The following is a 17497-nucleotide window of genomic DNA, read 5'->3' as shown; positions in this document are numbered from 1 at the left end:
AATCTTGAATAAAATTAGGGATTAGGACTATTAGGGTTGGGTGGCTCTTTTTTGGTGCTTAATTTTAACCATCCCTCTCGAATTTCTTGCTTGCCAGAGAAGATAGCATTAACATTAGTTTGACCTATTTTATCGGCAGTTGACCATTGTTCCTTTTCTTTCTCCAACCATGACCACTGATAACCAACTTCATCAGGTAAAGCTAAATTAATTTTACCATAATCTGTCAAGATAGGAGCAGAGAAGAAAGTAATTTCTATTTTCTCTAACGCTTGTTGATATTGATCCGGGGGAATATCAATTGATCTCGTCGGTAAAATTCCAGTAGTTGCGTGAACTTTTCCTCTGGGATCGATGAGCATAGTCAATAAAGTGGGTGGATCTTTTAGATTAAGATCAATAGGCCAAGGATTGTTACCATTATGAAATTCAATAGCAGGATGATTAATTCCCTCTAAATCACTTTGAGGGGCATAAAATACATCCTTAAGACTTCCATTATCCCCTTCCAACCAATAACCTAATAAACCATCATTTAACTGTTTATATTCCCCTAAACGAATTGGAAACTTGACCTTTTCAAAGCCATCCGTTTCTCGGAAATTACGTCTTAAATCTTGCCAAAATACCCCCCAATCTTGGTTAATAGCTGGAAGTCCCTCTAATTCCAAATTTAAAGAAGCTCTGACTACGGCAATAGGTCGTCCCATTAACAGTGCTAAACCTTGATTTTGCGCTGAGTTTTCGGGATCAATGTTTTCTAAACCACTATCTAAAGCCGAAATAAAATTAGACAAAAATTCTGCCCCCTGCTTAATAATATAGTTAATCACTTTTTGTAAATGATCATCAATTTTATCAAAGGGGATAACCGTATTTTCCCCCGGCGCAGCTTCCCATTTTGCTAATTGATTAATCGAACCCAAAGCCTTACCCTGATTATCATAGATAGCGAGACTATTATCTAAATTATTAGGCAATATCCAGCCACAAATAGGAGTAGTAGCTGGATGACTATTCATTTCCTGTTCCCCTTCAATTGCAGATAACCAACGGAAATTAATGCGTGCTGGTTGTACCAAACGAGGGGGTAAAGATATCAGATAGGGACTGCCTGGAGTCGTCATCTGTTCAGGAGTGATAATATTTCTAATATCTAAATCCTTCACCTGTCCAAAAGTATCCACCAACCGTAACCGCAAAATCTTCATCACTCCTGATCTTATGGGGTTAAAATCATTTAAAGGTTCTGGCGCACTACGGATACTTTGTTGTACCATTTCTTTTATTTCATCTGTAAAAGGCTGATAATCATTAAATCCTAAAGGATCAGCAATAGGTAATTGTAACGTCTGTTTGTGCATCAATAAAGCCTCGTTAAACCCTCCTAAAGCTTGAGATAGACAATTTAGGCTTAAAAGATTTTGATAAGCTCTAATGGCAGTATAAATGGGGTCTTTAGCTTTTTGATCCGAGAGTAGATTAGTGAAAATTAAATTAGGATTACTAGGATCATAACAGGGTTTTTGCTCATACCAAGCTTGAATGGCTTGAATCTTTTCTTGTTGGTCTAAGTTGGTCAAAGAATTTGGTTTGTCCTTATACCAATCTTGGATTCTTTTTTGGTAAGCTTCTTCTTGTTCAGACAGGTTTAGTTCGTAATATTCTTTAGCCTCATCAGGTAACTGTTTCTTTAAATAAACTTCTATTTTTTCCTTAAGCTTAATTCCGGCATGAGGTGTTAAAATACTCCGACCACTATAAACATTAGCAGCTTTAAGAACAGCCCCCTTTCCGTACTGTAAAGAAAGCTCTGGCTCGTTTTCTTTCAAGGTATAATTACCCGTAATAAACTCAGCATCATATTGATGATTATAGATGCCATGATTACAGCCATTTTGGAGGGGAAAAACTTCTACCTCCCACTCTAGTAAAAACGGATGCCAAGGTTGTTCTTCCCAAGTGCTAAAGCCAATATGTTCCCCTTTTTTATTGTTTTCTATCTGATCAATTTTACCGAGAATAGACGAAAATCCATTGAGAAAAATGTCCTCTTCCTGTTGTAAAATCTCACATTCTAACAGTCCATCATTCCTCAATCTTCCATCTTGTCCATGACGAATGGTGGGTTTTACCCCTTCCCCCGCCATCAAGACCACTGGTTCTGTTGGTTGCCAATAACGGGAACCGGCAATAGGTTTCAGGGTATAAGGTGGTGGAGCTTTTAAAATTAGCTGAGGGAAAGAAACTTCTAAAAGCAGACGATTGCAACGGACTAATTCTTCTTCGTTTTTAGTAAAAATTAAATTTAAGGCATCTATAATTTCTCCTTGGTTTTTCCCTGCAATTTTACTGGACAAATCGGGGATTAACTGCTCAATTCTTTTAATTGGCTCTGTTTCGTTTTTAGTAAAAATTAAATTTAAGGCATCTATAATTTCTCCTTGGTTTTTCCCTGCAATTTTACTGGACAAATCGGGGATTAACTGCTTAATTCTTTTAATTGGCTCTGTTGTTCCCCGTTCTAACTGATTAATCAATTTTTCCCAGTCTAAAATATCACTAACTTTTAATTTACACTGGGTAATATTTGCTTGAGTGATCGCCTGTTGTAATTGAGTTAAAGATTCATTCAATAACTTTTTATAATTCTCTAGATTATTCAGTTTTGCCTTTAAAGGTTCAATTCCCTTCTCCTCAATATAATATTTAACTTCATCAATATCAGGATACTGAGCGGTGCTACCTTGGGGGGGATAAGCACTTAACATATACTTATACCAATCAGAAAAGAGTTGCCGACGCATTGACTCAATTTCATCGAAAGTGCAGTCATATTTCTGTTGAGAGAGATTAAGCTGATTCAGTTTAGGAGCTATATTATCGGGTAAAGTAACTTCGCTCTGAGCTTGAGCATCTTCAGCATTTGCTGTTGTAGCGTTTGTGCTTCCTAAAGTAATTGTCCATATTGTGCCAGATGAGACCGCATTAAACCCTTTTTCATGGCGTGCTTCCTCAAACTTAGCCGTTAGATCCAACTGCCGATGTTCTAGACTAGAAGATAGGGTTAAAGCTTCTAATTGATCTTCAATAATAGATTGATAATTGTTGTCAATTTTTTGACCTAAATAAGCAGATAATGCCTCCGTTCCCGTATTTCCTACAGCCACTTCTACCGAAATTTCTCTCTCTGTATTGGTTGAAGAAGCAAACTTTAAGCGGGCATAGCAGAGCATTCTTTGAGGTATTTGTTCATTGCTCTCAACGGCAACCGCCCATTTTAATTCCTCTTGTATCGCTTTGATTAATTCTTGTGTAGTTAATTGAGATTTTGATTTGATGAATTGATTGAAATAATCCTTTTCTAAGTGACTATACCACGCAATCACATCATACTGTAACCCATCAGTATTTTCAGGAGAATAATCATCATAAAATCCAAAAACACTGTGACAATTGGGATAAAAAGCCGCAAAAGTCGGTTCACCATAACCTACCGCCGTCAATAAGGGTAAGTATTCAGCCTTGGGATCATTTTCTAACCAAGCTTCTATAGGCAGTTTGCGACCTAAATAGCGAAATGGTTGATGATTACCATTTTTTATCTCAATGGGATAAGCAATACTACCTAACTGCTCCCCTTCTCCTTCCCGATAAAGATAATCACTCTCCACCACCCATTGACGTTTTTCGCCGTTAAGAGTGCGTGTTACTAACCAGCGATTAGGAACTGATGGGAAAACTGTCTTTTTATCGCTATCTTGAATCCCTTTTGTTAAAGCATCGGGTAACGCCCAATGTAAATGGATTCCTGCTTTCAGGTAGAGATTTTGATTTTGAAAGGGTTGGGAAACAATCTCCTCGCTGATATGAGCAATATTCGGATTTACGTCTCTTTTTCTATTAAAATAAGGAATTATGCTCAAATCTGCCATCGCCTCTACAACTAGGCGCTCTCTTTTCAGATAGAGAGCATCCAAATGAATAGGAATCATTAAAATACTATTGACCATGTTCTAATTAGGATTACAAGCATTTACTGTTGCTCTGATTCTAACAGGTTTAGTTTTCTAATGTTATAATGTTTAGTGTTTATTCACAAATCAGATTTATTTTTTCGGGTGCATCTCACCTTGGCAGAAATACCGACAATCAGCAATTATCAGTCACTCTTAAACTGGTATAAATGTATGACAACCGCGTGTAAACATCTCACCGAAAAGCTAATGTGCGGGGGAGGGTGGAGGGTTAAACCCCCCAAGAGCCAAGATTGAGTGATAAAATCGCAAGTAACGACCAATTTTGGCAGAGAGTTTCCCTTTAAAAATCCCACATCGACATGAAAAATCAATTATCTCAGCTTTATGAAACTGATTTTAATTTGTGGCTTGAGCAAACCATAAATCACTTAAAAAAGGGCAATTTAGAGGCACTCGATTTAGATAACTTAATCGAAGAAATATCCGATATGGTACGTAATAATAGACGGGAGGTATTCAGTCGTTTAAAAGTTCTCTTGATGCACTTACTTAAATGGCAATATCAACCAGAAAAACGGACTAATAGCTGGATAAATACCATTGATGAACAAAGAGAACAATTAGAGCTTATTTTAAGGGATAGTCCTAGCTTAAAACCCTATTTAGCCGATATTTTCGCAGAATGTTATCAAAAAGCAGTGCGAGGGATGGTAAATGAAACTAATTTACCAAAAGAAACTTTTCTGGTTGATTGTCCCTTTAGCCAAGAACAGGTTTTAAAGTGGGATTATCTTCCTGAAAATAGCTTTTGAACAATGGATATAACTAGGGAGGAACAATTATTTGTAGGATGGGTTAGCGGTAGCGTAACATGAGCGGGCGTTGGATTTCATGCTTCAACCAAACCTACGTTCTACGTTCTTTCAAGAGTTCTCTGTCATCATCCCCGTGTCTCCCCGGCCAGGGAGATAAATGTAAAAAATTATTAAATTGTAGCGTACGATACAGTCTGGGGGGGGGTAGAGTGCAGACTGGCCACTATCTACAACTAGACAGGAGGATTAAGTCATGGCTACTTACTACGGTACAAATCTTGCAAACTACTACAACTATATGGGAAGTGAACAACTTTATGCCTATGGTTATGGTGGCAATGATACCATTTACGGTAATACCAACAATGATTATATTGACGGTGGCGACGGCAACGATTATTTGTATGGATGGTCGGGAAATGATCCCCTATGGGGATGGAATGGCAACGATTATTTAGATGGGGGAACTGGTAATGACACTTTATGGGGAGAATCGGGAAATGATACCTTATTAGGGGGATCAGGAAATGATTATCTGAGTGGTGGTAATGGTAATGATCGCTTAATGGGCACTGCTATTACCAACTATTATAACAATGAGTATGACACTTTAGTTGGGGGGGCTGGATCGGACATTTTTGTGCTAGGTAGCGGTGCTGGCAACTATTATCAAGGTAGTGGTTATGCTCTTATTACTGACTATAACGGAGCAAACGACTATATTGAAATATATAGGATTATTAATTCAATTAGCCTATCGAGGGTAAATTGGTTTGGTACTTCTGCTTTAGATACAGCCATCTATCAAGGAGGTGACTTAATTGGAGTCGTTCAAGACAACACCAGCATTTCGTTAACCAGTTCTTACTTTCAATTTGTTTAGCATCGCCTCGTAGGTTGAGTTGAGCGCAATAATAATCTAGAGAAAACTTACACAACCTAATTCCTTGAGAATATTTAAAACCTTTCTATATCTAGAGAACGGGTTTCTTTAAGAAACCCGTTTTTTGGGCTTTTTGTGGTCGCTAATGCTTACTCTTAAATTGCTCGACACAACAGAATAAATATCCTCTTTATTCAGTCAGAAGTATCAGAGAAAACTATCATTTTGCTATGAGTTCTTGGCACTTTGACCACCATTAAATTTATGAGAAAAAAGAGAAAAAAATACCTTGAAGAGTAGATAAATTATGGTAAATACTCTGCATCTCATATTTGTAAAAATATCATCTGGACAAGACACCATTAAGATAGGCACAACGTAAAGATAGAATAGAAGAAACGTTCTCATTATGAAAAATCAATTATCTCAGCTTTATGAAACTGATTTTAATTTGTGGATTGAGCAAACCGTAAATCACTTAAAAAAGGGCAATTTACAGGCCCTTGATTTAGATAACTTAATCGAAGAAATATCCGATATGGGACGTAATAATAGACGGGAGATATTCAGTCGTTTAAAAGTTCTCTTGATGCACTTACTTAAATGGCAATATCAACCGGAAAAACGGACTAATAACTGGATAAATACCATTGATGAGCAAAGAGAACAATTAGAGCTTATTTTAAGGGATAGTCCTAGCTTAAAACCCTATTTAGCCGATATTTTCGCAGAATGTTATCAAAAAGCAGTGCGAGGGACGGTAAATGAAACTAATTTACCAAAAGAAACTTTTCCAGTTGATTGTCCTTTTAGCCAAGAACAGGTTTTAAATTGGGATTATTTTCCTGAAAATACCTTTTGAACAATGGATATAAGTAGGGAGGCACAATTATTTGTAGGATGGGTTAACGGTAGCGTAACATGAGCGGGCGTTGGGTTTCATGCTTCAACCCAACCTACGTTCTTTTGAACAATGGATATGGCAGTTTTAGGAGAAAATCGCCCGGCTGTTAAGACTGATTTTTTTCTTGCCAAACAGCTAAGGCCATTTGATGAACAAATCGCCAAGGTAGATGATGCTGACGGGCAATTGCGGCACAATCTTCGTATTCTGGTTGTACGGTAATCGGTTGATTAATTGACTCTTTGTAGGCAACTTTTAGCCGAATTTTACCATAGACAGTATCGATCGATTGTATCTCTCTTTTTAAGATTGATCGCTCTTGAATCGTCCTTCTAATGCCTAAAGTTGTGGTTTCCTGAAAGATCATACTTTCACAAATCGCAATTTTATCCAAGGCACAAATTACTGTCAAGAGTATCCCTAAACGAGATTTTTTCATAGTAATTGCTTGACTAAATACATCCAAGGCACCCACTTGTAATAAAGACTCACTTAAGTAGGCGATCGCTTGCGGATTTAAGTCATCAATTTGAGTTTCTAAAACTGCCACGGTTTCCCTTTCATCTAGCTTTTCTGGTGTTTTTTTCCCTAACCAAAGCCGGACAAGATTGGGAATCGGTAAATCTTTTGTACCTGCCCCTAAACCGACCTTTTCTAACTGCATTTTCGGCGGTTTACCGAAACTTTTAGCTAAAGTTGTCACAATAGCTGCCCCCGTAGGTGTTACTAACTCCGCTTCGATGCCATTACTATAAATTGGTACTTGTCCCTGACTGAACAATTGTACTACTGCTGGCACGGGAACCGGTAAACGACCATGGGCGGCCTGAACTGTACCGCCGCCAGTGGGTAGAGAAGAACAGTATAATTCACTCACCGATAGCCAATCCAAACCCAAACAAGTCCCGACGATATCAACAATGGCATCGGTTGCCCCCACTTCGTGAAAATGCACCTTTTCCGGCGCGATCCCGTGAACGGCTCCTTCTGCGATCGCAAGTTGTTGAAAAACCGCTAAACTCCATTCTTGGACTTTCTGGGGTAAATTTGCCTGTTTAATTAAATTTTCGATCTCCGGTAAATGGCGAGCGGGGGTATGATGGTGATGGTGGTGATGATCAGCAGACTTCTCGGCAGTGACATCGACGTGAATCTTAGTGGCAATTTGACCGCGACGATGCACTTTTTCGGCCCTTAACTGATATTCATCCTCAATTCCTAAAGTTTGTAGTTGTGCAATCAGGTATTCTAGGGGGACTCCTAAATCTACTAACGCCCCTAAACACATATCCCCGGCAATTCCCGTGGGACAATCCCAATAGGCGACGATTTTGCTATCATGGCTACTATTTACTCTCTCCATCCGGAAAATCCCCAACAACGTTCTATCCAAGAAATCTGTCATGCCCTTAAAAATGGGGCAATTATGCTTTATCCTACCGATACTGTCTACGCGATCGGTTGCGATCTCAATGTGAAATCTGCCGTCGAACGAGTTCGCCAAATCAAGCAACTATCTAATGATAAACCCTTGACGTTTCTCTGTTCTTCTTTGTCGAATATTTCCGAGTACGCAGTGGTCAGCGATTATGCCTATAAGATTATGCGACGAGTTATACCCGGTCCCTACACTTTTCTCTTACCGGCGACTAAATTAGTGCCGAAAGTGGTGATGAATCCGAAGCGGAAAACCACCGGTATCCGGGTTCCCGATCACGTTATCTGTCGCACTATTCTCGAAACCCTAGAAAATCCCATTATCTCTAGTTCTGCCCATCTTCCCGATCAGGAGGGGGATTTTCCCACCAAGGGATTAGAATCCGCTAGGTTATTCGATGCCCTCGATCATATAGTTGATTTAATTATCGAAGATGGTTCGGCTCCCGGTTCGGAAGTGTCAACAATTGTTGATTTTACCGGCGATCAACCGGATATCGTGCGTCAGGGTTTGGGTTGGCCGGAATTACAACAATGGTTTTAACGAAGGCAGGGGGCAGCAGTCGGGAGTCAGTATTCAGGAGATGGGAGACAGGAGATAGGAGATAGGAGACAGGAGATAGGAGATAGGAGATAGGAGATAGGAGATAGGAGATAGGAGATTATTTTTATTTATTCTTCCCACACCCCACTTCCCCACTTCCCCACACCCCACACCCCCACTTCCCACACCCCACACCCCCACTTCCCACACCCCACACCCCACACCCCCACTTCCCACACCCCACACCCCACAACTTCCCACTTGCCACTGATAACTGATAACTGATAACTGTATCGGTTATTGCGACTTTTTATTTCCTGAAAACCGCCTTGTGGAAGTCAAGTTAGTTGCTTAAGATGGAGATAATCGCAGTCAGAGAAAACCTCTCGAGGAAATTATTACTATGGCTTTCACTCTTTATTCCCCCTTCCTAGAAATTAATTCTGTTCAACGTCAAATCGATCAACTTTTTCAAGAAGTATTACCGACAACTTCATTGGTATCTCGTCCCCCGGTGGAAATCTCCGTTAACGAGGATTCCGTGGAATTAAAAATCGAATTACCTGGTGTGGATATTAAAGATATCGATGTGGAGGTTAGCAAGCAAATGGTGGCTATTAATGGGCAACGTGAATGCGCTGCCGAGGTAAAAAACAGCGAATTTTATTATGGTAAATTTAGTCGCTTGATTACCCTGCCAGTAGAGGTGCAAAATAGCCAAGTTACCGCTAACTATCAAGACGGTATTCTTTATCTCACCCTCCCGAAAGCGGCGGCAGAAAAAAATAAAGTGGTGAAAGTTAATCTTGGTTAGATGAGAAAAAGACTGGAGAATTTCTCCAGTCTTTAGTTTTATTTGTGGTCGCTAACTGTTAATTGGATTCTTTGCCATTGAGGTTGACGGGACGGGGCTGAATAACACCAAAACCGCCGTGATTGCGTTGATAGATAACGTTGATTTCGTTAGTGTCTTTGTTGCAGAACATATAGAAATCGTGATCGACTAATTGCAATTGTGTTAGTGCTTCCTCAATAGTCATCGGTGGCATGGCAAAGTATTTCATCCGCACTACTTCCGCAGGTAATTCGGGAGTGCGATCGCCAATTAGGCTACCATCTAAGGGTTTCTCTTGCACCACCTCGCTAGTTTTAACGGGGGCGTTGGTGCGATGATCCACCAATCTTTCTTTATACTTGCGGAGTTGACGAGCGATTTTATCAGAAACTAAATCAATACTCGCGTACAAATTTTCGCTTCCTTCTTGAGCGCGAATCACTGTCCCATTAGCATAAACCGTTACCTCCGCTCTGTGGCGATCGGGAATGCGTGCATTCTTTTCCACGGAGAGGTGAACATCAACCTTTGTGGTTATGCCGTTAAAATGTTTCACCGCTTTCTCCAGCTTTTGTTCCACATAATCATGAATAGGTTCGGTGACAGCGATATTATTGCCCTGAATCAATAGCTTCATACTCACTACTCCATCTAAAAATTTTGCTATGGACTGCCCACATCAACTATTTTTAAGGGATGTTGATGCCAGGAATTTAATCCTCAAAAAAACTGCTCGATCGCGCTGTTGATTGAAAGTCAATTAGAGGTCACAGTCTAGATATTGTCGGTGTTCTCGTTCTCTTTTTTTTGTCGGATCGCGCGGAAAATTCATCGGGTCGAGCGCCTATTTGCAACTGGATTTATCTACCTCTATTCTAACAAGTTTCTTTAAACCTTCTCTTAACAGAAATGCGAAGTTCTGTTAACTTTCATTTAAAGAAACTGATTTTTGCCGCCAGCAAGGGAATCCGGTGATTGTTTCTCCTGCTCGACGGTTAACCTCGGAATAGATGGGATAACCTTAGATTAGCACTTAGTATTCTCCCCAACATCTATATCTTCCCTTCTTTTAATTTTCCTTTGCGCTCCTTCACATTTCTTAAATAATTTGACAAATCTCGCCATGAATGCTTAAAAAATACCTCGTCTCTGTGGGCTAAAAATTCGGGCAATTACGCCCTATTCTTTGGCAACAGCGATCGCTGGTGGGGCGAGAATTGCTAATCCCGACTTACCTGATATCCTGCTAATACTGGAACAGCCCCCGTTTATACCCTATCCATTAGTCGGATCTTTCTTAACAAAAAGAGAAGAAACTTAAAAAAAGGGTAAACGATTGATAGGTATAGTTTTGAAAGAAGGAATCAAGGCTGAGGTGAGCAAAAAAATGGAGAAATGGGCAGCCCAAGAATTACAGTATGCAGACCTAGGGGACAGGAGAAGAAAGAAAAGATTAATCAGTATCGTGGAAAATTTGGCCAGTCAATTTAGTACAAGTGTGCCACAAGCTTCGGGAAATCTAGCCGCCGCCAGTGCCACCTACGACTTTTGGAATTCACCCTATTTTCACCCCTCAGATATAATTGCCGCCCAAGCTAAAAGTACAGTAGAAAGAATCAAAGAACATCCAATAGTTTTGGCAGTTCAAGACACAACAAGTTTAGACTTTACGACCCAAAAAGCCAAAAAAGGAATGGGTTATCTAGATTATAAAAAATCCTTTGGTCTCAAAGTTAATACCACATTAGGAGTCTCAGCGCAAGGAATACCTTTGGGACTGATTAATCAATAGGTCTGGGCAAGAGAAGAAAAGAATTTAGGGATGCCAAGCAACGAAAAAAAAGAGAAACCCAAGAAAAAGAAAGTCATACTAAATCCGTAGCCTATGCTCAACGGATTTAGTATTAAAACTATTTGGTTGGGACTGCGAAAGTTACATGATATCAGCCGGACTTGGAAACTATCTGATCAAATTAGTTCCCCCATAGAACCCCCTTGAGCCATCTGGCACACTTTTCTCTTTTTGTCAAATTTTATGTTAAGAAAGATGTGACTAATGGATAGCTCTTACTCAAAGGCAGAAGCACCATCTTCTTCATGAATCGGCAAAATTCAGTAAAATAGCAATAGACCAAATCAAAGAGAAAAAATTAGCTATGGCAACTACATCCGAAGACGTATGGCGACTCTTAGCCGAATTAGCGACTGCTCAAAAAGAAACCGACAAACAACTGAAGGAGACTGACCTACTATTGAAGGAAGTTAGTCAGCAACAGAAGGAAAACGCGCAACAACAGAAGAAAACTGACAAACAACTCAAAGAATTAGGTCAGCAAATTGGGGGACTCGGTGCCAAATTCGGCAGCTTTACCGAAGGACTTGCCCTCCCTTCAATGGAAACGATTCTCAGACAACGCTTTGGTATGGAAGTTATCAGTCCCAGTGTGCGAGTCAGTAAAGAAGGACAACACCTAGAAATTGATGTCCTTGCCTATACTAATGGTGAGCTAAATACTGCTTATATCGTCGAGGTTAAAAGTCATGCTAGAGAGGAGTCTATTTCACAATTAAAAAGTATTTTGCAACGGTTTCGCCGCTTTTTCCCTGAACACAAAGATAAAAAACTCTATGGCATATTAGCGGCGGTTCATTTATCATCAGAATTACGGGAAAAAATTCTGCAAGAAGGGTTTTATGTGGCTCGGATTCATGACCAAGTATTTGAATTGGATATTCCCGATAATTTTCAACCTCGACTTTATTAAAAATTTAGATGTAATCCTAAATCCTGTTATTAAATGATTATTTATTCTCCCCTTTGACTTTTGCCTTTTGCATGAGTGCCTCTCCTGATATGTAGCCCATACTCAACGGATTTAGTACAAGGCAAAGTCGTCCTAAAAGGACAGGGTTTCAAACCGAGGATTTGCGGTGATACAATAAAGTTAGGCCAAAATGCGATCGCAAGAGATAAAGCATGGTTCAAGCACCCATCGAACCCCAACTTTTCTATCCTGACTCCGACGGTAAACCTATGGCCGACAACACAGTTCAATATCGCTGGATTGTTCGCTTGGTTGCCAATCTCAAGTATTTATTTAAAGGGCAAACCGTCTTTGTCGCTGGAGATTTGCTCTGGTATCCCCAGCAGGTAACTGTACCCCCCGCTCCCCGTCAAGCTCCCGATGCCATGGTAGTTTTCGGCCGTCCACCGGGTGAGCGCGGCAGCTATAAACAATGGGAAGAAGACAATATTGCCCCCCAGGTAGTGTTTGAAATCCTCTCTCCGAGCAATAGTGCCAGGGAAATGCTCAAAAAGCAGTCTTTCTATCGGGAGCATGGGGTATTAGAAATGTTTTTCTATGACCCAGACTCCCATGATTTCTGGGGATTGGTGCGGGCCAATCAGCAAGAGGATTTTTTCCCAGTAACGGCCTTGAATTTTCCTTGGACTTCCCCAATCCTAGGGATTCGGTTTGAGATGTTTGAAGAGGGTTTAGAGGTCTTTTATCCCGATGGGGAACGATTTAAAGACCCTGAAACCCTCTTTGAGGAACGCAACCAAGCACAACAAGAACGCAACCAAGCACAACAGGAACGCGACCGCGCTTTTGCCCGATTACGCGAATTGGGCATTGACCCGACACAGTTGTGACTATAATTAATCTTCCGCGGAGATACCGTCATCTTCCACCACCGCTTCGGTGATAGGAGAGGGCGGAATTTCCGTTAAGGGAGATAAATCGGCAGGGGGGGCCACCACGCGATCGAGTTTTAGGGTTAAATAACGAATAACCTCATCACTTAAACCCATGGCCCGTTCCATGGGGCGACTTGTTGCTGAACGACTTCGTGAGACTCAAAAAGAAGCTCTACAAAATATCAAAGAGGCCATTGACTTATGTTGAGAAGTTAGAAAAGAAAAAGGGTTCTTCGTTACTTGGTATGGTTCGATAGGGGGGCATAAATCGACTAAATCCTTATCTGGTAAGAGACTTAATGGATTAGTTCGCTCTAGATCAAAAACAATTGTCAAAAATCGCTAAATGCCTTTCTATATAAGGGTTACATCCCTTATAACCCCCGTCCATTGCATAACACAAACCGAAGAGCCAGAAAAAGACCTACCTTTGACAATTATAAAATAGCAGGTTAGGCCTTGCTATTGCTCAACCCAACCCCTATTTTTCTATAAGTAGGTAGGTGTTAAAAACTGTCAGATATCCCCCTTATTCAGGGAAGATTAAGGGGGGATAAATCCCAAAGTTCTCAACTCAATTGTCCTGTTTTGACTTCTTCCCTTGAGATAGTTTGCGCTGGCAGAAAGCACCAAATCCCAATAAACCTAAGCCTAAAATTGTGCTAGGTTCAGGGGTCGAGGCAGGGGTTGAGGTAATGACAAATTGACCGCTATTATCAAAAGAATTAATATCGTTGATACGAAACTGAAGAACAGTGCCATTAGCAATACCCGTAAAGCCTACATTTGTAAATATGCTGGATAAAGGCACACCAGATAATGATAAATTTGTTGGTGGATTGGCACTGCCTAAACCATTGGCTGCATTAGCTGAGAATAGAGGAAAAAATCCCAGTGTGCTATTACCAATAAGTAGAGAACCACTGGGTTGACCCGGACGTGTTGCCCCGGAACCCACCGGGGTAGTTTGTCCCACACTGAATCCTGGCTGTGTTGTTTGGGTAATAATACCCGCAGCATTCATAGCCAATGTTCCAGCCCAGATATCTACTGTTCCAGACACATTAACACTTAAGGTGTCTGACGGAAGAAAGTTTTGAGAAACCGTGAAAGTTGGCCCGGAAAAAACATTAGTCCCTAAAACAGTTGTGTTGGGAATAATTAGCTGAGCAGCTTGAACTGGTGATATTGCTAGAGTGCTAAAAGCAATGGCAGAGGAAGCGATAGCTATTTTTGATAAGCTATTCTTACCCCCCCCCCCGACAATCAATCAGTTTTGCTAATACCATAACTAAATGCCTCCTAAAAAATGGCGTTGCAGTCGCGAGATTAGCATTTTTGTCTGTAGATGTCAAGCTCTTGCCGTTAAATTTATCAAATCTTAAAAATACTCTAAGTTACTTATAAAAATAAAGGTATGTTAGCGACAGTGTAACACGCCCTACTTATCGCTCTCTTACTCAAAGGCAAAAGCACTATCTTCTTCATGAATCGGCAAAATTCAGTAAAATAGCAATAGACCAAATCAGAGAGAAAAAATTAGCTATGGCAACTACATCCGAAGACGTATGGCGACTCTTAGCCGAATTAGCGACTGCTCAAAAAGAAACTGACAAACAACTGAAGGAGACTGACCTACTATTGAAGGAAGTTAGTCAGCAACAGCAGGAAAACGCCCAACAACAGAAGAAAACTGACAAACAACTCAAAGAATTAGGTCAGCAAATTGGGGGACTCGGTGCAAAATTCGGCAGCTTTACCGAAGGACTTGCCCTCCCTTCAATGGAAAAGATTCTCAGACAACGCTTTGGTATGGAAGTTATCAGTCCCAGTGTCCGAGTCAGTAAAGATGGAAAACACCTAGAAATTGATGTTCTTGCCTATACCAATGGTCAGCTAAATACTGCTTATATCGTCGAAGTTAAAAGTCATGCCAGAGAGGAGTCTATTTCACAATTAAAAAGTATTTTGCAACGGTTTCGCAACTTTTTCCCTGAACACAAAGATAAAAAACTCTATGGCATATTAGCGGCGGTTCATGTATCCCCGGAATTACGGGAAAAAATTCTGCAAGAAGGGTTTTATGTGGCTCGGATTCATGACCAAGTATTTGAATTGGATATTCCCGATAATTTTCAACCTCGACTTTATTAAAAATTTAGATGTAATCCTAAATCCTGTTATTAAAAACTGATTATTTATTCCCCCTTTTGCCGTTTGCCGAACGTCCGAAGTCTCACCGTTGAAGCCTTTTGCCTGAGCAGAAAACGGGTTTCTCGGAGAAACCCGTTTTCTGTGCGTTACTCAACGGATTTAGTATAAAAGGACAGGGTTTCAAACCAAGGATTTGCGATGATACAATAAAGCTAGGCAAAAATGCGATCGCAAGAGATAAAGCATGGTTCAAGCACCCATCGAACCCCAACTTTTCTATCCTGATTCCGACGGTAAACCCATGGCCGACAACACAGTTCAATATCGCTGGATTGTTCGCTTGGTTGCCAATCTCAGGTATTTATTTAAGGAGCAAACCGTCTTTGTCGCTGGGGATTTGCTCTGGTATCCCCAGCAGGTAACTGTACCCCCCGCTCCCCGTCAAGCTCCCGATGCCATGGTAGTTTTCGGCCGTCCACCGGGTGAGCGCGGCAGCTATAAACAATGGGAAGAAGACAATATTGCCCCCCAGGTAGTGTTTGAAATCCTCTCTCCGAGCAATAGTGCCAGGGAAATGCTCAAAAAGCAGTCTTTCTATCGGGAGTATGGGGTATTAGAAATGTTTTTCTATGACCCAGACTCCCATGATTTCTGGGGATTGGTGCGGGCCAATCAGCAAGAGGATTTTTTCCCAGTAACGGCCTTGAATTTTCCTTGGACTTCCCCAATCCTAGGGATTCGGTTTGAGATGTTTGAAGAGGGTTTAGAGGTCTTTTATCCCAATGGGGAACGATTTAAAGACCCTGAAACCCTCTTTGAGGAGCGCAACCAAGCACAACAAGAACGCAACCAAGCACAACAGGAACGCAACCAAGCACAACAGGAACGCAACCAAGCACAACAAGAACGCGATCGCGCTTTTGCCCGATTACGCGAATTGGGCATTGATCCGACACAGTTGTGACTATAATTAATTTTCAGCGGAGATACCGTCATCTTCCACCACCGCTTCGGTGATAGGAGAGGGCGGAATTTCCGTTAAGGGAGATAAATTGGCCGGGGGAGCCACCACGCGATCGAGTTTTAGGGTTAAATAAAGAATCACCTCATAACTTAAACCCATGGCCCGTTCCATGGGGCGACTTGTTGCTGAACGACTTCGTGAGACTCAAGAAGAAGCTCTACAAAATATCAAAGAGGCCATTGACTTATGTTGAGAAGTTAGAAAAGAAAAAGACCTACCTTTGACAATTATAAAATAGCAGGTTGGGCCTTGCTATTGCTCAACCCAACCCCTATTTTTCTATAGGTAGGTAGGTGTTAAAAACTGTCAGATATCCCCCTTATTCAGGGAAGATTAAGGGGGGATAAATCCCAAAGTTCTCAACTCAATTGTCCTGTTTTGACTTCTTCCCTTGAGATAGTTTGCGCTGGCAGAAAGCGCCAAATCCCAATACACCTAAGCCTAAAATTGTGCTAGGTTCAGGGGTTGAGGTAATGACAAATTGACCGCTATTACCATTGACATCCTGATCATTGACACGAAACTCAAGAACAGTGCCATTAGCAATACCCGTAAAGCCTACATTTGTAAAGATACTGGATAAAGGCACACCAGACAATGATAAATTTGTTGGTGGATTGGCATTGCCTAAACCATTGGCTGCATTAGCTGAGAATAGAGGAAAAAATCCCAGTGTGCTATTACCAATGAGCAGAGAACCAAATGGTCGACCTCCGGGACCGGCGAGAACTTGTCCCGGATTATTTCCCGTATGTGTTACTGAGGGTGAGACAATAACACCTGCGGCATTAGTAGTAAATTGTCCAAAAAAGAGATCTACTGTTCCAGACACATTAACACTTAAGGTGTCTGACGGGAGAAAGTTTTGAGAAACCGTGAAAGTTGGCCCGGAAAAAACATTAGTCCCTAAAACAGTTGTGTTGGGAATAATTAGCTGAGCAGCTTGAACTGGTGATATTGCTAGAGTGCTAAAAGCAATGGCAGAGGAAGCGATAGCTATTTTTGATAAGCTATTCTTACCCCCCCCCCGACAATCAATCAGTTTTGCTAATACCATAACTAAATGCCTCCTAAAAAATGGCGTTGCGGTCGCTAGAGTAGCATTTTTGTCTGTAGATGTCAAGCTCTTGCCGTTAAATTTATCAAATCTTAACAATACTCTAAGTTACTTAGACAACTTTGGCAGGAGGTCTAAGGCAAAGCCGTCCTAAAAGGACGGGG

At 40.9% G+C, this 17497-nt stretch carries 16 protein-coding genes and 4 pseudogenes; 11 read left to right on the top strand and 9 right to left on the bottom strand.

The window, feature by feature from the left end:
• Positions 1-14: 14 nt before the first annotated feature.
• Positions 15-4013: a hypothetical protein gene (locus MAE_RS05075; protein ID WP_231859724.1), complete on the bottom strand. Its 3999-nt coding sequence runs from the start codon at positions 4011-4013 to the stop codon at positions 15-17.
• A gap of 326 nt (positions 4014-4339) precedes the next feature.
• Between MAE_RS05075 and MAE_RS05070 the strand changes: the two genes are divergently transcribed.
• From MAE_RS05070 to MAE_RS05060, 3 genes are all read left to right on the top strand, one after another.
• Positions 4340-4792: a DUF29 domain-containing protein gene (locus tag MAE_RS05070; RefSeq protein ID WP_012264618.1), complete on the top strand. Its 453-nt coding sequence runs from the start codon at positions 4340-4342 to the stop codon at positions 4790-4792.
• Positions 4793-5048: 256 nt separating this feature from the next.
• Entirely contained in the window at positions 5049-5678 is a 630-nt protein-coding gene (locus MAE_RS05065; protein ID WP_041803828.1) for a calcium-binding protein, read from the top strand.
• Positions 5679-6087: 409 nt separating this feature from the next.
• Positions 6088-6540: a DUF29 domain-containing protein gene (locus tag MAE_RS05060; protein WP_012264614.1), complete on the top strand. Its 453-nt coding sequence runs from the start codon at positions 6088-6090 to the stop codon at positions 6538-6540.
• A gap of 148 nt (positions 6541-6688) precedes the next feature.
• On the opposite strand, the gene larC is transcribed toward MAE_RS05060, so the two are convergent.
• The gene (larC, locus tag MAE_RS05055; protein ID WP_012264613.1) at positions 6689-7945 is read right to left on the bottom strand and encodes a nickel pincer cofactor biosynthesis protein LarC; all 1257 of its coding nucleotides are present in this window, start codon (positions 7943-7945) and stop codon (positions 6689-6691) included.
• Between larC and MAE_RS05050 the strand changes: the two genes are divergently transcribed.
• The gene (locus tag MAE_RS05050) at positions 7922-8563 is read left to right on the top strand and encodes an L-threonylcarbamoyladenylate synthase (protein WP_004163397.1); all 642 of its coding nucleotides are present in this window, start codon (positions 7922-7924) and stop codon (positions 8561-8563) included. The genes larC and MAE_RS05050 overlap by 24 nt on opposite strands.
• Before the next feature lie 33 nt (positions 8564-8596).
• Here MAE_RS05050 and MAE_RS05045 read toward each other — a convergent pair whose 3' ends face one another.
• A complete protein-coding gene (locus MAE_RS05045) occupies positions 8597-8809 on the bottom strand; it encodes a hypothetical protein (RefSeq protein ID WP_041803826.1) in 213 nt (70 codons plus the stop codon).
• A 157-nt stretch (positions 8810-8966) separates the two neighbouring features.
• Between MAE_RS05045 and MAE_RS05040 the strand changes: the two genes are divergently transcribed.
• A complete protein-coding gene (locus tag MAE_RS05040; protein ID WP_004163398.1) occupies positions 8967-9377 on the top strand; it encodes an Hsp20/alpha crystallin family protein in 411 nt (136 codons plus the stop codon).
• A gap of 58 nt (positions 9378-9435) precedes the next feature.
• Here MAE_RS05040 and hpf read toward each other — a convergent pair whose 3' ends face one another.
• The gene (hpf, locus tag MAE_RS05035; protein ID WP_004163399.1) at positions 9436-10035 is read right to left on the bottom strand and encodes a ribosome hibernation-promoting factor, HPF/YfiA family; all 600 of its coding nucleotides are present in this window, start codon (positions 10033-10035) and stop codon (positions 9436-9438) included.
• A gap of 501 nt (positions 10036-10536) precedes the next feature.
• Here hpf and MAE_RS36000 point away from each other — a divergent pair.
• The 4 genes and pseudogenes from MAE_RS36000 to MAE_RS05020 all read left to right on the top strand — a co-directional run.
• Positions 10537-10665: pseudogene (locus MAE_RS36000) on the top strand (lipoyl(octanoyl) transferase); the annotation flags it as partial.
• A gap of 120 nt (positions 10666-10785) precedes the next feature.
• A pseudogene (locus MAE_RS05030) lies at positions 10786-11264 on the top strand (IS4/Tn5 family transposase DNA-binding protein); the annotation flags it as partial.
• Positions 11265-11554: 290 nt separating this feature from the next.
• On the top strand, positions 11555-12163 hold the full coding sequence (locus MAE_RS05025; RefSeq protein WP_012264610.1) for a DUF3782 domain-containing protein: 609 nt from the start codon (positions 11555-11557) through the stop codon (positions 12161-12163).
• Positions 12164-12375: 212 nt separating this feature from the next.
• A complete protein-coding gene (locus MAE_RS05020) occupies positions 12376-13053 on the top strand; it encodes a Uma2 family endonuclease (protein WP_012264609.1) in 678 nt (225 codons plus the stop codon).
• Positions 13054-13059: 6 nt separating this feature from the next.
• Here MAE_RS05020 and MAE_RS33165 read toward each other — a convergent pair.
• The 3 genes and pseudogenes from MAE_RS33165 to MAE_RS34725 all read right to left on the bottom strand — a co-directional run.
• Positions 13060-13227, bottom strand: a pseudogene (locus MAE_RS33165) (30S ribosomal protein S6); the annotation flags it as partial.
• Between the two features lie 30 nt (positions 13228-13257).
• Positions 13258-13446: pseudogene (locus tag MAE_RS33725) on the bottom strand (hypothetical protein).
• A gap of 226 nt (positions 13447-13672) precedes the next feature.
• Entirely contained in the window at positions 13673-14122 is a 450-nt protein-coding gene (locus MAE_RS34725) for a PEP-CTERM sorting domain-containing protein (RefSeq protein ID WP_012264606.1), read from the bottom strand.
• Positions 14123-14643: 521 nt separating this feature from the next.
• On the opposite strand from MAE_RS34725, the gene MAE_RS05005 reads away from it, so the two are divergent.
• Together MAE_RS05005 and MAE_RS05000 are read left to right on the top strand one after the other, a co-directional pair.
• Entirely contained in the window at positions 14644-15252 is a 609-nt protein-coding gene (locus MAE_RS05005; RefSeq protein WP_012264605.1) for a DUF3782 domain-containing protein, read from the top strand.
• A gap of 244 nt (positions 15253-15496) precedes the next feature.
• On the top strand, positions 15497-16216 hold the full coding sequence (locus tag MAE_RS05000) for a Uma2 family endonuclease (RefSeq protein ID WP_012264604.1): 720 nt from the start codon (positions 15497-15499) through the stop codon (positions 16214-16216).
• A 6-nt stretch (positions 16217-16222) separates the two neighbouring features.
• Here MAE_RS05000 and MAE_RS33160 read toward each other — a convergent pair whose 3' ends face one another.
• Positions 16223-16387 carry a hypothetical protein gene (locus MAE_RS33160; protein ID WP_158303492.1) on the bottom strand — a complete coding sequence of 55 codons (165 nt, stop codon included), beginning with the start codon at positions 16385-16387 and terminating at the stop codon, positions 16223-16225.
• A 253-nt stretch (positions 16388-16640) separates the two neighbouring features.
• Complete coding sequence (locus tag MAE_RS04990) at positions 16641-17333, bottom strand: PEP-CTERM sorting domain-containing protein (protein WP_012264602.1); 693 nt, start codon at positions 17331-17333, stop codon at positions 16641-16643.
• Positions 17334-17497 lie beyond the last annotated feature (164 nt).

Source organism: Microcystis aeruginosa NIES-843 (assembly GCF_000010625.1).
Lineage (GTDB): Bacteria > Cyanobacteriota > Cyanobacteriia > Cyanobacteriales > Microcystaceae > Microcystis > Microcystis aeruginosa.
This window is presented reverse-complemented; position numbering and strand designations above follow the sequence as displayed.

Excerpts from the sequence above, each read along its gene's own strand:
- MAE_RS05075 (WP_231859724.1), bottom strand. The coding sequence starts at position 4,013 with ATGGTCAATAGTATTTTAATGATTCCTATTCATTTGGATGCTCTCTAT.
- MAE_RS05070 (WP_012264618.1), top strand. The coding sequence starts at position 4,340 with ATGAAAAATCAATTATCTCAGCTTTATGAAACTGATTTTAATTTGTGG.
- MAE_RS05065 (WP_041803828.1), top strand. The coding sequence starts at position 5,049 with ATGGCTACTTACTACGGTACAAATCTTGCAAACTACTACAACTATATG.
- MAE_RS05060 (WP_012264614.1), top strand. The coding sequence starts at position 6,088 with ATGAAAAATCAATTATCTCAGCTTTATGAAACTGATTTTAATTTGTGG.
- MAE_RS05050 (WP_004163397.1), top strand. The coding sequence starts at position 7,922 with ATGGCTACTATTTACTCTCTCCATCCGGAAAATCCCCAACAACGTTCT.
- larC (WP_012264613.1), bottom strand. The coding sequence starts at position 7,945 with ATGGAGAGAGTAAATAGTAGCCATGATAGCAAAATCGTCGCCTATTGG.
- MAE_RS05040 (WP_004163398.1), top strand. The coding sequence starts at position 8,967 with ATGGCTTTCACTCTTTATTCCCCCTTCCTAGAAATTAATTCTGTTCAA.
- hpf (WP_004163399.1), bottom strand. The coding sequence starts at position 10,035 with ATGAAGCTATTGATTCAGGGCAATAATATCGCTGTCACCGAACCTATT.
- MAE_RS05025 (WP_012264610.1), top strand. The coding sequence starts at position 11,555 with ATGGCAACTACATCCGAAGACGTATGGCGACTCTTAGCCGAATTAGCG.
- MAE_RS05020 (WP_012264609.1), top strand. The coding sequence starts at position 12,376 with ATGGTTCAAGCACCCATCGAACCCCAACTTTTCTATCCTGACTCCGAC.
- MAE_RS34725 (WP_012264606.1), bottom strand. The coding sequence starts at position 14,122 with ATGAATGCTGCGGGTATTATTACCCAAACAACACAGCCAGGATTCAGT.
- MAE_RS05005 (WP_012264605.1), top strand. The coding sequence starts at position 14,644 with ATGGCAACTACATCCGAAGACGTATGGCGACTCTTAGCCGAATTAGCG.
- MAE_RS05000 (WP_012264604.1), top strand. The coding sequence starts at position 15,497 with ATGGTTCAAGCACCCATCGAACCCCAACTTTTCTATCCTGATTCCGAC.
- MAE_RS33160 (WP_158303492.1), bottom strand. The coding sequence starts at position 16,387 with ATGGAACGGGCCATGGGTTTAAGTTATGAGGTGATTCTTTATTTAACC.
- MAE_RS04990 (WP_012264602.1), bottom strand. The coding sequence starts at position 17,333 with ATGGTATTAGCAAAACTGATTGATTGTCGGGGGGGGGGTAAGAATAGC.